Origin of the sequence: uncultured Shewanella sp., from assembly GCF_947491715.1 — a bacterium.
Lineage (GTDB): Bacteria > Pseudomonadota > Gammaproteobacteria > Enterobacterales > Shewanellaceae > Shewanella.
Genome location: NZ_CANLKR010000004.1, coordinates 178,511 through 196,599, shown reverse-complemented (window position 1 = coordinate 196,599; position 18,089 = coordinate 178,511). Strand labels below are relative to the sequence as shown.

The following is an 18,089-nucleotide window of genomic DNA, read 5'->3' as shown; positions in this document are numbered from 1 at the left end:
TTCTTTCAATAATGCGCCTTGAATTAAGCCTTTTTACGGGCTCTGAAAACATGCACTTTCAAGTGGTTTGGGTATATCGACTCACAGGGCTGCTTAAGCGAAATGCTGCTCTTGTTGTAATTGTTTACTTAGATAGAGTTGTTCAAACAACACATCAAGATTAGTGTCTAACACAGTCAGCTGACCGTATGCTTTAAGCGTGTCATCAGTCATTTCATTCAACTCGTCTTGATTATTTAAATCCACCGCTGATAATTGTGTTAATAAAAGCTCATGAGCTTGCTCGTTCATCGTAATGGCATAATTAATTTCTGATATTGGCATGTGGCTATAGTAATTCGTGTATTTTTCTCTTAACTGTGCTTTTAGCTCATCTTTCTCGTCTGTATTGTCAATAAAGGTTCCCGTGTAAAGCTTAAGGAAGCGCTCTTGTAACTGATTAAGTTGCTCCTTAAGTTCTGATGGGGTTAACTTAAGCTCAGCACTTTCGATCTCTAAGGGAGAAATATCCACTCTGTCATTCGATTCAATCGATGGATCACCTTGGAGGGATTCTGTATCCTGCTTAAATTTTCCATGCGGAGCAGTATAACCATATTCAATTCGCTGACCCTTGAGTCTCTCATCATATAATGGGCTATCATCATATTTTATTATCACATCAGGATCATTGACTTGATTATGCAAAGTCACATTGTCATTACTCAGAGAATTAATCGTCGATTCAGTTGAAGATCGAGTAGAACTTGATGTCGTAGAAGATGTTGAAGATGTTGAAGATGTTGAAGCTGTTGAAGCTGTTGAAGCTGTTGAAGCTGTTGAAGCTGTTGAAGCTGTTGAAGCTGTTGAAGCTGTTGAAGACGTTGAAGACGTTGAAGATGTTGAAGACGTTGAAGACGTTGAAGACGTTGAAGATGTTGAAGATGTTGAAGATGTTGAAGATATCAAACCAGACGTTAAAGAACTGACATTGTCAGAGCCTTGACTCACACTCATCGTATTCGGCCCTCTTCGCGTTTCTTGCCCATACTCACTATTGTGCAACGCTAAATTCTCAAGGGTTAAACCACTTTGAGATGATTGAGTAGAAGAAGACTGGCTACTTTGCTCATCTATCTCTCCTTGTATTTCAGTCACCTGTCCATTTTCGCCTTGAACATGGTAAGCCTGCATAGCCGCGGTTAATAAAAAAGCGGGTAAACTGCCTTTATTATCAGTCTGCTCATAAAGTGCTTTCGCCGCCGTTGTCATCACATTATGCTTTTGACTCCCAATTTCAGAGCGCCCAATTAATTTTTGCAAAATTTGACTCGCCTTTTGAGCCGCTAAATCAACTTGTTCATTAACCTTTGGTTTCACAGCAATTTTCATTAACGTAATGATACTAGCCATATCATCATTTTCGGCTTGTTGGGCTAATGTTGAAAATAATCCCGCTAACTTTTGCTCAGTCACCCCTTTATCTGTAAAAGGGTCCGATAATGCCATATCCATAATCGACTTTGAGGAGGGGTTCGAAGATAAACCAGAATGACTCAATGTTTGTAATTCTATTTCTACAGGCATAATGATAAGGCTTTAGTCGACAATACTGAGGAATTTATCGACATTAACACAGCCCATAAAGTGCCATCTTCTAGGATTAAACACTTTCTCTATTAAAGTGGTCAAACCAGAAACGGTGCAGAACGGAAATAATCTTGATAAAAAAGCCGCTATCGCGGCTTTTTTATGGTGTTAACAACGCTAGCGTCACTCTTTCAAACGCTCTAAAATAATAACGCTTGCCTTATTTTAACTTAAGAACATTCCCCCCAAGTTTCACCATCTTGGCTACAAGTTAAAATGTATGTTCCATCATCTTGATAGCTCATCTTTTCCCAGCCATTCTGATCCTTTGTTATAATAATGCGATTGCCATGCATATCATCGGTTGAACGCTTCCACCAACTAGAATGCCGCTCTTCATCAACAACTTTATCAAATTGATACGCTAAGCCTTCAAAATACTCGATGAATAGATCCACATCAAGTTGCTCACTCTTACCTTCTAGCTCAACCCAATCAGCCAGTGCAGTAAACTCGACATTAACTTTACTGGTATCAAAACGAGATTCATAAAAAATGCCCATATCAACATAGCTGGTTTCAAAGTAGCGATTATCTCCACCCGAGTAAACCTGATTATCACACTCTTTAACAGTCGCAACTTCATCACTGTAACTTTCATTGCTTAACGCAAATTCCACTTCCAGATGTTCATCATTCATATGCCGTATAATTACCGCTTCTGAATTTGCGCAGGTATATGTTGAACCATCTCCGCCATAACTATACCTATCTTTCTTCTGTGCCAACTCGCCATATTCACCCCAACGTATATTGGTCACCTCACGTAAATAAATATCACGTACTTTCGTTTGTAAATCATCAGACACTTTCACAAGCTCTGATTGAAAGCCATCAGGGTTCCAAATAGCAATATCTCGATACCACGCCTCTGGGTAGGCATTATTATTATCGATTGCACTGCCTTGATAAAACTCAACACGAATAAAATCCGCCTTAGGGAAGCGCTCTTTTGCCGTGGTTTGATAAGCTAAACTGGCTTTTAATCCTTTGACAATATTGAGTGCAAGCTGTTTTCTGTCATTATCACCTGTCGCAATAAAATCACTAAAAATATTCTCAATAGAAAGGTTATATCTGTCCACAATACTCAATAGCGCTTCATCGAGCTCTGTCTCTACGATTGCACGTAAAGCATCATTATCTTTGAGTGCCTCACATGAACCAAATTCGGCGCCACGGTTTTGAAGCTCAGTATTGAGCATTTGAAAAAGTACCGTTGTGATAGGGGTAACGTGAAAAACCTCATCGCCCTCCACAGGACTAAAACCAGCTGGCAGCATCATCTGATAAGCTGCTTTGACTTCACCATTATCTTCATCAAAAGCCCCCACAGGCACATCCACATATAAATTACTGTACTGAGCACACGCTTGGTTTTCTGCTGAAAGTTCTAAATGATATTCTCCAGCTGCTTGTGACACTGTGCTAGGCTCATCTTCGTTATAGACACCATCTCCATTTAAATCTAACCATACTGTTGCCCCAGAGACGTAACCATCAATCACTTTACCACTCATTGTGACTGTCGGCTCGGGCTCTGGTGTTGGGATCACAACAGGATCAGGTTTACTGACTTCTGGCGCATCATCGCTGCTAGAGCCACCACAGCCTGTGATTAATAAAGAGGCAATAATACAACTTAAATACAACTTACTGGTTTTCATTTCTATCCATTCCTTTGTTAAATACGGTAATGCATTATCGTCATCGACCTTGATGATTTTTACCGCTTAGATGTGTTCTCGTTAAAAAATGCTTTATTGACTCAACAACCCCAGACAACAATCATTTGACTCGATTAGCCATCGCATAAAAATTGAATCAAATTCAATAATTAGTCATCGAAACAAAAAACATAACCCATTAATATTTAAAGATAATAGGTCAAGATGCGGCAATATACAGCATAACAAATACACAGGCAATAATTAACAAAGCATTAACCACAATGATTAACACAAATTAATAAAATACCGTTAAGCAAAGACTTATTTTATTTTACCCATCAGTATATTATTAATGTAAAACAGTTACTTACCTTTATTAAGTCGTGATGATCGATCAATATCTCAGCAATCAAACCTTATTTAACATAATTGTGACGTCAAGCGCTTGTTTTTCACCTTCGTTGCAATTAAGTTAAATATAGAATCTTTAAATAGCCAATATTACCAATGACTTATATAGAATGTATGTAAATCAATCGATTTACATACATTTTTAAAAGAGCAAGATTGACTCAATACATCACAGAGGGATTTTATGCGTCATAAACGCCAATGGATGAAAAAACTCACTTTCATCACACCAATGTTATTTTCACCACTCAGCTTTGCCGATTATTGCTTGAATGATTTGTTGGCCTTCACCAATTCACCACTAACAAGTGTTGACCTGCTAAAAGAAAGTGGCATTTACCCCACCGCTGCCCATAGTATTATTCGCACGCGAAATGGCGCTGATGGCCAAGCAGAAACCGAAGATGATAGGCAATTTACTTCATTGCAAGAAATCGATGACATAAAATATGTTGGGCCGACAACACTGAATGTACTTACAGGATTGTTTCCACATGCCTGTGCTATTGCAAATGGTAATATTGAAGTGATCTTTTCACCCGCTCCCTATGACGCTTCTCACTTAACTAAGGTGGTGGAAGCCATTCATCAAGCCAGTGTCTCCATAGATATTGCCATGTATAGTTTCAGAGACAATCGCATATTGGCAGCTATCTCTGATGCAGTGCAAAGAGGGGTGTTAATTCGAGTGATCTCCAATAATGCCTTAAAAGACAGAAAATCGCCTTCTGGTACCCTATCAGAAAAGCTTGAACAAGCCCTCATTGATGTACGGTATGTCAATAAAATTATGCACCATAAATTTGCGATTATCGACAGTGGATTGGAGAGTGCTCAACTTATTTCAGGTAGCGCAAATTGGTCTTACTCTGCTGCAACCCGCTATGATGAAAACACGGTTTTTGTAAAAAACAATGCTGAATTCATTAATGCATTTCAAGACGAATTTAATTTACTTTGGCATCATTCTCGCGATTTCACCTGCGATACTTGTACTGTTCAGTCAATCATTGATTCCCGTTATCAAAAAAATGAGCCGCACTCTCTGAATACCCGTTTTACATCGAGTAATTTCAACACATCCACCACTCGCTATGGCGAAACCTTCTCTAAAGTCTCTGGCAGAAATACCGTATCAGATACGCTGGTAGATTATATTAATCAAGCAGAATCCAGTATCAAAATCGCCAGTGGTCATTTACGCTCATGGCCCATTACTCAAGCCTTACTAAATAAACAGGCTGAAGGAAATGTAGATATTGACATATACTTAGATATTCAAGAATATATTAGCCTTTATACTCATGAGCAAGAACAAGCAGAACGTCAAGCCTGTCTTGAACAAGCCACTACCCCCTCTCAAGAGCAAGCCTGTTATGATAAAGGCAGTCATTATAGCTATATGCTGCGCGAACAAGGGATTGATGTGCGCTTTAAAAGCTACAGTTATCGCTGGCATTATTCTTACGCCAAACAAATGCATCATAAATACACCCTCATCGATAACGATACGTTAATCACAGGCAGTTATAACTTCTCTGACAATGCAGAGCATAATAGCATGGAAAATATTATGATCATTGAACGAGAGAATAATCCGCTAGCAATAGAGGAGTTTATCAATAACTTCGAGTCTATCTGGCAAACTGGCATCGAGGATCAACGTTATGAAACGCTGCTTGCTCAAATTAATGATGAAACCGTTCAAAGCTTTCCTATTGTTTTTGATCCCATGGCCATCACTTGGGAACAAGTCACCCACCTCAAAGAGCGCATTCGTGCGGTATGTCCAGCGATAAACTCTGAAGCATTTAGAAAAAACCCTGAAGCTCATTATGTCTGTGAAAAGCCGCATTAATCGTTGATCACACCAAAATAAAAAAGCCGCATAACGCGGCTTTTTTAATTATTTACATTATCTATTACAGTGAGTGGCTATTAATTTAACAAACGTTGATGTAGCTCTTGCACCGAAGTGACATTGTTTCTGTCATCTGCCGAGTGAGCCATACAGGTCGCAAATGCAGCATTTAATGTAGTGGTATAATTCACTTTATAACGCAATGCCCCGCGACGTAATTGACGAGAATCTTCAATCGCTTGACGTCCTTCGGTGGTATTGACAATATAAGTGTATTCACCATTTTTAATCCTATCGAGAATATGCGGACGCCCTTCATGGACCTTATTCACTAAACGTGGATTAATGCCCGCTTCACCAAGGATCACCGCCGTACCGTGTGTTGCATCAATTTCATACCCTAGCTCAATGAGTTTAGAGGCTAAGTCGGCCACACGTTTTTTATCACTGTTGCGCACAGACAATAACGCTCGACCCGATTTTGGCACTTCACAGGTCGCCCCCAATTGCGCTTTGGCGTAAGCTTCGGCGAAGGTATTTCCCACTCCCATCACTTCACCTGTCGAGCGCATCTCAGGCCCTAACATAGGATCCACACCGGGGAATTTATTAAAAGGCAGCACCACTTCTTTCACCGAATAATAAGGAGGAATTATTTCTTGAGTAAAACCCTGTGAGGCTAAGCTTTGACCCGCCATGACTCTTGCTGCAATCTTAGCTAACGGCTTACCAATGGCTTTAGACACAAAAGGCACAGTTCGAGCAGCACGAGGGTTAACTTCAATCATGTACACTTCGTTATTTTTAACAGCAAACTGTACGTTCATTAACCCCACAACTCCTAGCTCCATCGCCAGTTGTTTCACTTGAGTGCGCATTTTTTCTTGAATATCATGGCTCAAGGTATAAGGCGGTAATGAACAACCCGAATCCCCAGAGTGCACACCCGCTTGCTCAATGTGCTCCATAATGGCACCTACCACGACATCGGTGCCGTCACAAATGGCATCGATATCAATTTCAATGGCATTATCGAGAAATGAATCAAGCAATACCGGTGACGCATTTGATACACTTACCGCTTCATTGAAATAGCGAAGTAAATCTTGTTTATCATAGACAATTTCCATCGCACGTCCGCCCAATACATAGGAAGGACGAACCACTAGCGGATAGCCTATACGTTCGGCTGAAATGACTGCTCCCTCAACCGTAGTTACCGTATCGTTTTCAGGCTGTTTCATGCCTAAACGTTCAATGGCTTGCTGGAAACGTTCACGATCCTCTGCTCTATCAATCGCATCTGGACTCGTTCCTATAACAGGCACGCCTGCAGCCTCTAAATCACGGGCTAATTTCAGCGGAGTTTGACCACCATATTGCACGATAACGCCTTTAGGCTTTTCGATACGCACAATTTCAAGCACATCTTCAAAGGTGACAGGCTCAAAATACAATCTATCTGACGTATCATAATCCGTTGAAACTGTTTCAGGATTACAGTTGACCATGATGGTTTCATAACCATCTTCACGCAGCGCGAGCGCTGCATGTACGCAACAATAGTCAAATTCAATACCTTGACCAATTCGGTTAGGGCCACCACCTAAAATCATAATTTTGTCACGACTTGAGGCATTGGCTTCACATTCTTCTTCATAGGTCGAATACAAATAAGCCGTATCTGTGGCAAATTCAGCCGCACAAGTATCCACTCGCTTATAAACAGGTAAAATCTCATGACGATGACGTAATTTTCTGACTTCAGTTTCACTGACACCCGCCAATGTAGCCAAACGGCCATCAGCAAAGCCTTTACGCTTTAATTTGCGTAATAAATCTTCATTCAATCCTGAAAGACCTACATCAGCCACAAAAGCTTCAAGCTTAATCAGCTCATCAAGCTGTACTAAAAACCAAGGATCGATATTGGTCAGCTTAAAAATGCCTTCTACTGATAAACCCGCACGGAATGCATCCGCAATGTACCAAATACGCTCAGCGCCGGGTTCTTTTAATTCATGGCGAATACGCGATAAGGCCTGCGCATCATCTAAATCCACTTCAGGATCTAAGCCTTGTTTACCCACTTCTAATCCACGCAATGCTTTTTGCAATGACTCTTGGAAAGTCCGGCCAATAGCCATGACTTCACCCACTGATTTCATCTGGGTTGTGAGGCGATCATTAGAGCCTGCAAACTTCTCAAAATTAAAACGCGGCACTTTTGTTACGACATAATCGATGGCAGGTTCAAAAGAGGCTGGCGTCGCCCCGCCTGTAATGTCATTACTCAACTCATCAAGAGTAAAGCCCACGGCTAATTTAGCCGCAATTTTAGCAATAGGGAAACCTGTTGCTTTAGAGGCCAGTGCGGATGAGCGAGAAACACGTGGGTTCATTTCAATGATCACCATGCGACCATCTTTGGGATTGATACCAAATTGAACGTTAGAGCCACCGGTCTCTACGCCAATTTCACGTAATACGGCCAAAGACGCATTTCGCATCAATTGATATTCTTTATCCGTTAACGTTTGTGCTGGAGCAACAGTAATCGAGTCACCAGTATGCACCCCCATAGGGTCAAAATTCTCAATGGCGCACACAATGATACAATTATCATTACGATCGCGCACCACTTCCATTTCATACTCTTTCCAACCAATGAGGGATTCATCAATCAATAACTCATTCGTGGGTGAGAGCTCTAAACCTTGAGAGCAGATTTCTTCAAATTCTTCAACATTATAAGCAATACCGCCACCGCTACCGCCCATGGTAAATGACGGACGAATAATACAGGGGAAGCCCACTTGCTCTAATACTTGATGTGCTTCATCTAAAGTATGGGCGATACCTGCGCGAGGACAATCCAGTCCAATCGATTTCATCGCCTCATCGAAACGACTTCTGTCTTCCGCTTTATCAATGGCATCAGCCGTTGCGCCGATCATGTCCACATTGAATGCCTTTAACACCCCTTGGCTTTCAAGTTCAAGGGCGCAATTCAATGCCGTTTGGCCCCCCATGGTAGGGAGAATCGCATCTGGACGTTCTTTTTCGATAATATTACGCACCACTTCCCAGTGAATAGGCTCGATATATGTCGCATCGGCCATGTCAGGATCGGTCATAATCGTCGCGGGGTTAGAGTTAACCAGAATAACTCGATAACCTTCTTCTTTTAGAGCCTTACAGGCTTGAGCACCGGAATAGTCAAACTCACAGGCTTGCCCAATGACAATTGGACCCGCGCCTAGGATGAGAATACTTTTTATATCTGTACGTTTTGGCATTGCTTTAATCTTCTCCCAGATCCCACTGATTATTTGGCGTTACTACGGTAAGCTTCGATTAACTCGATAAAATGATTAAATAATGGCGCTGCATCATGAGGTCCCGGACTCGCTTCAGGATGCCCTTGAAAACTAAATGCAGGCTTATCCGTCAAATGGATACCTTGTAATGAACCGTCAAATAACGATTTGTGCGTCACTTTAATATTACTGGGCAAACTGGCTTCATCCGCAGCAAAACCATGGTTTTGACTGGTGATCATCACATTACCTTGCTCAATATTACTCACCGGATGGTTAGCACCATGATGACCAAACTTCATTTTTAATGTTTTAGCACCAGAAGCCAGGGCCAACAATTGATGACCCAAGCAAATACCAAAGACAGGTATCTCTGTTTTTAATATCTCCTGAATCGCCTCAATAGCATAATCACAAGGCTCCGGATCGCCAGGTCCATTAGATAAGAAAATACCATCGGGCGCCATGGCCAGGACTTCTGCGGCACTGGTTGTTGCAGGGACAACGGTCACATCACAACTTCTATCCACCAGCATACGTAAAATGTTGCGTTTCACCCCATAATCAAATGCCACGACGTTATATTTAAGCGCGTCACTGGGCGTATCTTGAGGTAACCCTCCCACAAGACGCCAGCTGCCTTTACGCCATTGATATTGATGATCAGTCGTCACTTCTTTGGCTAAATCCATGCCTTTCAAACCAGGGAATGATTCTGCAGCGGCTAACGCTTTTGCTTGAGTTTCCGCTAACTCTTCTCCTTGCTCACTCACCACAATACAACCCGATTGTGCGCCTTTTTCACGTAAAATGCGTGTCAGCTTGCGAGTATCAATATCAGCTATACCGACAATATTATTGGCTTTAAGGTAATCACCTAAAGACTGCGTATCGCGAAAATTGCTGGCAACTAAAGGTAAATCACGAATAATCAAACCACAGGCATGGACTGAATCTGATTCTTTGTCTTCATCATTAGTGCCGGTATTACCAATATGTGGATAAGTTAATGTCACGATTTGGCGAGCATAAGAAGGATCTGTTAATATTTCCTGATAGCCCGTCATTGAAGTATTAAATACCACTTCACCAACAGTCATTCCAGTAGCACCGATTGCTGTGCCAGAGAATACAGTCCCATCTTCGAGTACGAGTAAGGCAGACTTAGTCAACACGACCTCCATAAGAGTCAAACCATTGAAAAACAATGTTTTATTAGTGCCTTTTTTTAGCTAAATAGTCATAAAAAAGCTAAAATTTGGCAAATTCGGATAATTTTATATGCAAAAATAACGCCTGTCTATGCAAATAAAATCTTTTTTTCAAAAAAAAACCGCTCAATTGGCGGTTTTCAAATAATTACGATTTAAGCCCTAAGACTTGCTGCATATCATAGAGTCCAGCCTCTTGCTCATAGAGCCAAAATGCGGCTCGCATAGAACCATTGGCATAGGTCATACGACTGGATGACTTATGCGTAATTTCAATACGTTCGCCAATATCAGCAAAGAGAGCAGTATGCTCACCGATAATATCGCCAGCACGAATGGTTGAAAAACCAATCGTCTCACGATCTCTTTCGCCTGTGATACCCTCTCGGCCATAAACAGCACATTTGTCTAGATCGCGATCAAGCGTCTCGGCAATGACTTCGCCCATTTTAAGTGCTGTCCCTGATGGCGCATCTTTTTTATGTCTGTGGTGACTTTCAATAATTTCAATATCACTGTAGTCCCCCATTACTTGTGCGGCCTGCTCTAATAACTTCCACATCAAATTCACGCCCACAGACATATTCGGTGCAAGGACCACGGGGACTTTTTCTGCATAAGCAGCAATTTGCTCTTTTTGAGCACGATTAAACCCTGTGGTACCAATCACAATAGCCTTACCATGACGAGCACACCAATCAGTATGCACAACACTGGCTTCTGGAGAGGTAAAATCGATGAGCACATCAAAATCATCACGGGCTTTATCCAGTGAGTCAGTAATAGAGACATTCATCGCCCCTACACCTGCAAGCTCTCCTGCATCCACTCCCATTAAAGTTGACCCAGAACGCTCAATCGCTGCACCTAAAATAATATTATCATGCTGCTTTGCAGACTCTATGAGGGTCCTACCCATGCGCCCACTGCCACCGGTAATGGCAATTCTTACTTGTTCAATCATGCCCGCCCCTCAAAAAAATCATTCTTCATGTAGACCCAATCTATACTCAAAAAAAAGCCTAAGATTAACTTAGGCTCTTTATATTAAAGAATATCGAGTAATTCAACTTCAAACACTAACGTAGAGTATGGAGGGATTGAAGCCCCTGCGCCGCGCTCACCATAGGCCAAATGTTGTGGAACATATAATTTCCACTTAGAACCTACTGGCATTAATTGTAATGCTTCTGTCCAACCTGCAATCACACCCGATACTGGAAATTCAGCAGGTTGATCACGAACAACCGAGCTATCGAAAACATCACCATTGATAAAAGTACCATGATAATGCGTACGAACAGTCGAATCGGAACTTGGCTTATCACCATTACCTTCTGTAATGATTTCATAATGAAGGCCAGATTCTGTTGTGAACACACCTTCACGTGCAGCCACTTCTGTTAAAAATGCTTCACCTTCAGCAGATGCCGAAGCCGCAGCTTCTTCTTGAATTTTTTGAAGACGCTGGCTAATTTCAGTGAAAGCCACTTGCAAATCTTCCATAGCAACAACACTTTCTTTACCGGCAAACGCATCAGCAAGACCAGCTTGAACGGCAGAAATATCAATACCTTCAAATGAATTAGAGGCTAATTGCTCACCCATTTGACGGCCAACGCCATAACTTGCTTGTTGTTCAACTGTACTGAACGTATCAGACATAATATTCCTACTCTTTAATTGATTCAATGAACTCAGCGCGGGACTTTAACATATTAAGTGCTAAATTACTTCCCCAAATGCCGACTTCTTCAGGCTTTTTTTAACGTATAAAAAGCCGCGTTATAACTTTATTTTTCGCAATAAAAAGCCTCACAATCGCGAGGCTTTTTTATGTCGAAAAAGAGATTAACTGTTTAAGTCTTGAAAGAACTTTTTAACCCCATCAAAAAAACCTTCCGCTTTTGGGCTGTGTTTCTTTGCTTGTCCTGTTAATGATGCTTCAAACTCCCGCAGTAAGTCTTTTTGCTTCTCATTAAGCTTTACAGGTGTTTCCATCACAACCTTACAAAGCAAATCCCCCACTGCATGACTGCGAACCGATTTCACACCTTTACCGCGCATGCGGAACATACGTCCGGTTTGTGTCTCGTTCGGGATCTTAAGGCTCACTTTACCATCTAACGTCGGCACTTCAATTTCGCCACCTAGGGCTGCTGTGCTATATGAAATCGGGACTTCACAATATAAATTATTACCATCACGAGTAAAGATAGCATGTTCACGCACGCTAACTTGCACATAAAGATCCCCCGCTGGCGCACCAAACTCGCCAGCTTCACCTTCGCCGGTTAAACGAACGCGATCGCCGTTATCCACACCCGCTGGGATTTTAACGGAAAGCGTTTTACTTTTCTCAACACGCCCTTCACCATGACAATGCTGACAAGGATCTTTAATAATTTTTCCACGACCATGACACGTCGGACACGCTTGCTGAACAGCAAAAAATCCTTGGCGCATTTGCACTTGACCATTACCATGGCAAGTCCCGCATGTTGTCGCCGATGTGCCTTTTTTGGCCCCCGTGCCATTACAAGGCTCACACGCAGCTAAAGCAGGAATGCGCAATTCTTTGGTTAAGCCTTTCACCGCTTCTTCTAAAGAAAGCTCTAAGTTATAGCGAAGATCGGAACCACGTGCGGCTTGACGTTGACCACCACCACGGCGACCACCACCAAAAATATCACCAAACACATCACCAAATACGTCACTAAAATCAGCGCCGCCATGACCACCGCCACCACGATTTGGATCAACGCCTGCATGACCAAATTGATCATAGGCAGCTTTCTTATCGCCATCGGTTAGAATTTCATAAGCTTCTTTGGCTTCTTTAAAACTCGCTTCAGCAGCTTTATCACCCGGATTTCTATCTGGGTGATACTTCATCGCTAAACGCTTATAGGCTTTTTTTATTTCGCGCTCACTCGCACTTTTAGTAACGCCTAATACTTCGTAATAATCACGCTTTGACATAATTTACATTGCTCAAATAAAAGTTGGACAAACGGGCGTTAGAGTTGCCTCTTAACGCCCGCTACACAATGAATCAGGAAAACCTAATTATTTCTTGTCGTCTTTTACTTCTTCAAATTCAGCATCAACAACATCATCAGACGCTGCATCTTTAGGCTCTTGTTGCGCTGCACCTGCATCGGCGCCAGCAGCACCTTGCTCAGCTTGTGCTTTCGCTTGAGCGATTTCCATTAATTTCGCTGATGCTTCCATTAATGCTGCTGTTGCAGTGTCAATCGCTTCTTTGTCGTTACCTTTAACCGCTTCTTCAACTGTTTTCATTGCCGCTTCGATTTTTTCTTTATCTTCGCTTGGCAACTCATCGCCTGCTTCTTCAATTTGCTTCTTAGTTGAATGCACCATGCCATCGGCTTGGTTACGTGCTTGCACTAATTCTTCAAATTTTGCATCTTCATCAGCATGCGCTTCAGCATCACGAACCATAGCTTCAACTTCTTCATCACTTAAACCAGAAGAGGCTTTAATGGTGATGTTTTGTGCTTTACCGGTTTTCTTATCAGTTGCCGATACATGCAAGATACCATCAGCATCGATATCAAATGCCACTTCAATTTGTGGCATGCCACGTGGTGCTGGCTCAATACCTTCAAGGTTGAATTGGCCTAATGATTTGTTGCTGCTCGCTTGCTTACGCTCACCTTGCAGAACATGAATCGTTACCGCAGCTTGATTATCATCTGCTGTTGAGAATGTTTGCTGTGCTTTCGTTGGAATCGTCGTATTCTTCTCGATAAGCTTAGTCATCACGCTACCCATAGTCTCAATACCAAGAGACAGAGGCGTCACATCAAGAAGTAGTACATCTTTCACATCACCAGAAAGAACACCAGCCTGTACTGCTGCGCCCACAGCTACCGCTTCATCAGGGTTCACATCTTTACGAGGCTCTTTACCAAAGAAGTCTGTCACTGCAGCCTGAACTTTAGGCATACGTGTTTGACCACCAACTAAAATCACTTCGTTAATGTCTGAAATAGATAAATCAGCATCCGCCATTGCTACTTTTAATGGCTCTAAAGAACGAGTAATTAAATCTTCAACCAAAGACTCTAATTTAGCACGAGTGATCTTAACCACTAAATGCTTAGGACCTGTTGCATCGGCTGTGATGTAAGGTAAGTTAACTTCAGTTTGTGTCGTGCTAGACAGTTCAATTTTTGCTTTCTCTGCAGCTTCTTTAAGGCGCTGCATAGCAAGTGGATCATTACGAAGATCTAAACTTTGCTCTTTTTTGAACTCATCTGCTAAATAGTTAATCAGACGGTTATCGAAATCTTCACCGCCTAAATGCGTATCACCATTGGTTGCTAATACTTCAAATGTTTGCTCACCTTCAACACTATCGATTTCAATGATAGAGATATCGAACGTACCACCACCTAAATCGTATACCGCAACGATGTTGTCGCCTTGCTTTTTGTCAATACCATAAGCAAGGGCAGCCGCTGTTGGCTCGTTGATAATACGTTTAACTTCAAGACCCGCAATACGACCCGCATCTTTCGTTGCTTGACGTTGTGAATCGTTGAAGTAAGCAGGCACCGTAATAACCGCTTCAGTAACAGCTTCACCTAAGAAATCTTCAGCCGTTTTCTTCATCTTTTTCAAGATTTCAGCTGAAATTTGTGGTGGCGCCATTTTGTTACCTTGCGCTTCAACCCATGCATCACCATTATCAGCACCGATAATTTTGAACGGCATGATATCAACATCACGTTGAACTTCATCATCTTGAAAACGACGACCGATAAGACGCTTAATGGCAAATACAGTATTATTAGGATTCGTTACCGCTTGACGTTTAGCAGGCTGACCCACTAATGTCTCATCTTCGGTATAAGCAATGATAGAAGGAGTCGTGCGATCGCCTTCGGCATTCTCCAAAACGCGAGCGTTCTCGCCATCTAATACTGCTACACAAGAGTTAGTTGTGCCTAAATCGATACCAATAATTTTACCCATGGAGTCCTCCGGAAATCGTACTTAATCTAAATTCTTTGTCTGTTAATAGAAATGGGGATAGACATCATTAATTTCAAGTCTTTTTATTCAGCCCAAATCTGCTCTTACTTCCCTATATTGGGACAAGGAATACAAATACAAGGGATAAAAATAAAAAAAACGAAAAAATAAAATGATCTTGAGGCAAGTCGATAGGGTAAAGTACTGTAAAAATAACGCAATAAGAAAAGATACGAGAAAGTAAGAGAAAACGAATAAACCTTTTAAAAAATGTAGTTAAACAAAGTAAATAAACAATAAATAAAGTGCGGCACAAATGCCGCACTTCAAAAAGTCGATTAATCTCGAGCGGTGTAATCACCCCAAGCAAGCCACTTATACGTGGTTAACGCTTCAAGCCCCATAGGACCCCGTGCATGGAGTTTTTGGGTACTCACCGCCACTTCAGCGCCTAAACCAAATTGGCTACCATCGGTAAAACGTGTACTGGCATTAACATAAACAGCTGAAGCATCCACTTCATTCATAAAGTAATTTGCCGTATGAATATTGTCCGTTAAAATCGCTTCTGAATGCCCACTGGAAAATTGTCTGATATGCTCAATCGCACTTTGCGTATTATCAACCACTTTAATGCCTAATGTGAGTGATAACCATTCTGTTGCATAGGTCTCATTCGATGCCTTACTCACCTCAATGTCACTTTGACGCAGATAAACTTGGGTTTTATCACAGCCATAAAAACTAACACCTTGCGCCGTTAAATGCTGACAAATAAGAGAAATAAAGCTTTCTGCAACCGCTTCATGTACTAAGAGCGTATCCAGTGCATTACACACCGTAGGACGTTGTACCTTAGCATTCGTTATCACATTGATTGCTTTTTCAAGATTAGCACTGTGATGTACATATAAGTGACAAATACCAATTCCGCCTAAAATGACGGGAATACTGGCTTGCTCTGCACATAATCGCTGTAAGTGCTGCCCGCCTCGAGGTACTATCATATCCACATATTTATCAAGTGTGAGCAATCCTGTGACTAAAGTGCGATCGGGACTTGCAATAAGCTGCACGGCCGCTTCAGGCAAACCTTGTGCGATTAATGCTTTTTGTATCGCTTCATTTAATGCTAAATTGGACTGTAAGGTCTCTTTACCGCCACGTAAAATCACTGCATTACCGGTTTTCAGCGCCAATACCGCAATATCCACTGTGACATTAGGACGAGCCTCATAGATCACCCCAATTACTCCTAAAGGCACTCGACGGCGGGATAAACGTAACCCATTATCAAGCAAACGACTCTCTATTTCAGTCCCCACAGGATCCTCAAGAGAAATCACATTATCAATATCACTGATAATATTACTAAGACGTTGTTCATTGAGGACTAAACGGTCGATCATGGCATCAGACAAACCATTGTTGCGGGCAGCTAGAACATCTTTCTCATTGGCCGCTAAAATCGATTCTTTATGATGACTTAAGCTCGTACCAATCGCTTTTAACAGCGCCTGTTTTTGTGTTCCGGTTAAATTGGCTAACGCATAACTCGCCTGCTTAGCGCGTTCCCCGAGGGATACCAGATATTGCTCATTGTCAGTTTGGCTCATAACACCACCATATCATTGCGATGGATCACTGCATCGCCGTAATCATGTCCCAGTATCGATTCGAATTCATTCGAATGTTTACCCATTATTTTTTTTACGTCATCACTGCTATAACGCACCATGCCTTTAGCGTACATTTTACCTTGACCGTCAACAACCGCTAACGTATCACCACGTTGAAATACACCCACGACCTCTTTCACCCCTTTAGACAATAAACTCCGCCCTTTCAGAGTGACCGCAGTAACAGCGCCATCATCAAGCACTAATTTTCCTTTCGTATTTGGCCCAGCTAAAATCCATTGTTTACGGCTTTCTAACGGATTTTTAAGGGCACTAAAGCGTGTACCGACATCACTTTTGCAAACGGCTTTTTCGATGACATTCGCGTGATGACCAGACGCAATAATGACTTCAACGCCGGCGCGGCGAGCAATATCGGCAGCTTCCAGTTTCGTTGCCATGCCCCCAGTCCCTAATCCCGATACCGCTCCACCCGCCAGTTTTCGTAAATTATCATCAATATTTGCCACCTCAGAAATTAATTTTGCATTTGGGTTTTTACGAGGATCGGCATCAAATAATCCGGGTTGATCGGTCAATAACACCAATAAACTGGCATCACACAATAACGCAGCTCGTGCTGACAAGTTATCGTTATCACCGACTTTTATTTCTGCGGTGGCGACAGCATCATTTTCATTAATAATGGGGACAATACCTTGCTCGAGTAAGGCATTAAGCGAATCTCTGGCATTCAAATAGCGCTCACGGTCTTGCAGATCGGCTCGGGTTAATAATAACTGTCCAACATGTAACCCATAGAGACTAAACAGCTCAGACCAAGCAAGAATAAGCTGACTTTGTCCAACAGCGGCTAATAGTTGTTTATTCGCCATACTATCAATAAGCGTTGGAAATTGCAGATGCTCACGCCCAGCCGCAATCGCACCAGAGGTACATAACACCACTTCAACGCCTTGCTTCATCAATTGGCTCATCTGCCTGACAAGCTCAACCATATGCGCTTTATCGAGGCGATCGCTACCCGAAGTTAAGACACTAGTGCCTAACTTAATCACTACACGCTGATAACTTATCTCACTTAAATTCATCTTTAGATATGCACTCTTTATAACGAGTAATATTTATACCCAATCTCACCCTTAAATGGTAGTCAACAGGGTTAAAGAGCGTTTAAAAAACCAGAAAGAATGCATTTTATCTTCCGCTTTCTACCAGCATCTCAATTTACTCTTTTCGTTGTAAATAAAAAGCAGTTTTATTGTTTATAATTTGATGCGTTGGTGTACGTAAAATAAAGCCTTCATTAAATGAAGGCTTTATGATTCTCTGCTAATGGATGG

General features: G+C 41.9%; 11 protein-coding genes. 1 reads left to right on the top strand and 10 read right to left on the bottom strand.

All coding sequences use genetic code 11. The features are described from left to right. Window positions 1-93: 93 nt before the first annotated feature. Together Q0779_RS06135 and Q0779_RS06130 are read right to left on the bottom strand one after the other, a co-directional pair. A complete protein-coding gene (locus tag Q0779_RS06135) occupies window positions 94-1,566 on the bottom strand; it encodes a hypothetical protein (protein WP_298770584.1) in 1,473 nt (490 codons plus the stop codon). Window positions 1,567-1,799: 233 nt separating this feature from the next. Continuing rightward, the gene (locus tag Q0779_RS06130) at window positions 1,800-3,296 is read right to left on the bottom strand and encodes a hypothetical protein (RefSeq protein WP_298770582.1); all 1,497 of its coding nucleotides are present in this window, start codon (window positions 3,294-3,296) and stop codon (window positions 1,800-1,802) included. A gap of 598 nt (window positions 3,297-3,894) precedes the next feature. On the opposite strand from Q0779_RS06130, the gene Q0779_RS06125 reads away from it, so the two are divergent. Continuing rightward, on the top strand, window positions 3,895-5,568 hold the full coding sequence (locus tag Q0779_RS06125; protein WP_298770580.1) for a phospholipase D-like domain-containing protein: 1,674 nt from the start codon (window positions 3,895-3,897) through the stop codon (window positions 5,566-5,568). A gap of 80 nt (window positions 5,569-5,648) precedes the next feature. On the opposite strand, the gene carB is transcribed toward Q0779_RS06125, so the two are convergent. The 8 genes from carB to proB all read right to left on the bottom strand — a co-directional run bounded on the left by carB (window position 5,649) and on the right by proB (window position 17,837). After that, window positions 5,649-8,870 (bottom strand): carbamoyl-phosphate synthase large subunit, encoded by a 3,222-nt coding sequence (gene carB, locus Q0779_RS06120; RefSeq protein ID WP_298770578.1) that lies wholly within the window; start codon window positions 8,868-8,870, stop codon window positions 5,649-5,651. A 29-nt stretch (window positions 8,871-8,899) separates the two neighbouring features. Next, a complete protein-coding gene (gene carA / locus Q0779_RS06115; protein WP_298770576.1) occupies window positions 8,900-10,075 on the bottom strand; it encodes a glutamine-hydrolyzing carbamoyl-phosphate synthase small subunit in 1,176 nt (391 codons plus the stop codon). Window positions 10,076-10,250: 175 nt separating this feature from the next. Then, window positions 10,251-11,066 (bottom strand): 4-hydroxy-tetrahydrodipicolinate reductase, encoded by an 816-nt coding sequence (dapB, locus tag Q0779_RS06110; RefSeq protein ID WP_298770574.1) that lies wholly within the window; start codon window positions 11,064-11,066, stop codon window positions 10,251-10,253. An 83-nt stretch (window positions 11,067-11,149) separates the two neighbouring features. Beyond that, window positions 11,150-11,767 carry an FKBP-type peptidyl-prolyl cis-trans isomerase gene (locus Q0779_RS06105; protein WP_298770572.1) on the bottom strand — a complete coding sequence of 206 codons (618 nt, stop codon included), beginning with the start codon at window positions 11,765-11,767 and terminating at the stop codon, window positions 11,150-11,152. Between the two features lie 186 nt (window positions 11,768-11,953). Beyond that, window positions 11,954-13,084 carry a molecular chaperone DnaJ gene (gene dnaJ / locus Q0779_RS06100; RefSeq protein ID WP_298770570.1) on the bottom strand — a complete coding sequence of 377 codons (1,131 nt, stop codon included), beginning with the start codon at window positions 13,082-13,084 and terminating at the stop codon, window positions 11,954-11,956. Between the two features lie 87 nt (window positions 13,085-13,171). Next, entirely contained in the window at window positions 13,172-15,106 is a 1,935-nt protein-coding gene (gene dnaK / locus Q0779_RS06095; protein ID WP_298770568.1) for a molecular chaperone DnaK, read from the bottom strand. A gap of 338 nt (window positions 15,107-15,444) precedes the next feature. Then, entirely contained in the window at window positions 15,445-16,722 is a 1,278-nt protein-coding gene (locus Q0779_RS06090; RefSeq protein ID WP_298770567.1) for a glutamate-5-semialdehyde dehydrogenase, read from the bottom strand. Further along, window positions 16,719-17,837, bottom strand: a complete 1,119-nt coding sequence (gene proB / locus Q0779_RS06085) for a glutamate 5-kinase (protein WP_298770566.1) — start codon at window positions 17,835-17,837, stop codon at window positions 16,719-16,721. The genes Q0779_RS06090 and proB overlap by 4 nt, the downstream gene beginning before the upstream one ends. Window positions 17,838-18,089 lie beyond the last annotated feature (252 nt).

Coding starts and splice junctions, on each gene's coding strand:
- Q0779_RS06135 (WP_298770584.1), bottom strand. CDS start 1,566: ATGCCTGTAGAAATAGAATTACAAACATTGAGTCATTCTGGTTTATCT.
- Q0779_RS06130 (WP_298770582.1), bottom strand. CDS start 3,296: ATGAAAACCAGTAAGTTGTATTTAAGTTGTATTATTGCCTCTTTATTA.
- Q0779_RS06125 (WP_298770580.1), top strand. CDS start 3,895: ATGCGTCATAAACGCCAATGGATGAAAAAACTCACTTTCATCACACCA.
- carB (WP_298770578.1), bottom strand. CDS start 8,870: ATGCCAAAACGTACAGATATAAAAAGTATTCTCATCCTAGGCGCGGGT.
- carA (WP_298770576.1), bottom strand. CDS start 10,075: ATGGAGGTCGTGTTGACTAAGTCTGCCTTACTCGTACTCGAAGATGGG.
- dapB (WP_298770574.1), bottom strand. CDS start 11,066: ATGATTGAACAAGTAAGAATTGCCATTACCGGTGGCAGTGGGCGCATG.
- Q0779_RS06105 (WP_298770572.1), bottom strand. CDS start 11,767: ATGTCTGATACGTTCAGTACAGTTGAACAACAAGCAAGTTATGGCGTT.
- dnaJ (WP_298770570.1), bottom strand. CDS start 13,084: ATGTCAAAGCGTGATTATTACGAAGTATTAGGCGTTACTAAAAGTGCG.
- dnaK (WP_298770568.1), bottom strand. CDS start 15,106: ATGGGTAAAATTATTGGTATCGATTTAGGCACAACTAACTCTTGTGTA.
- Q0779_RS06090 (WP_298770567.1), bottom strand. CDS start 16,722: ATGAGCCAAACTGACAATGAGCAATATCTGGTATCCCTCGGGGAACGC.
- proB (WP_298770566.1), bottom strand. CDS start 17,837: ATGAATTTAAGTGAGATAAGTTATCAGCGTGTAGTGATTAAGTTAGGC.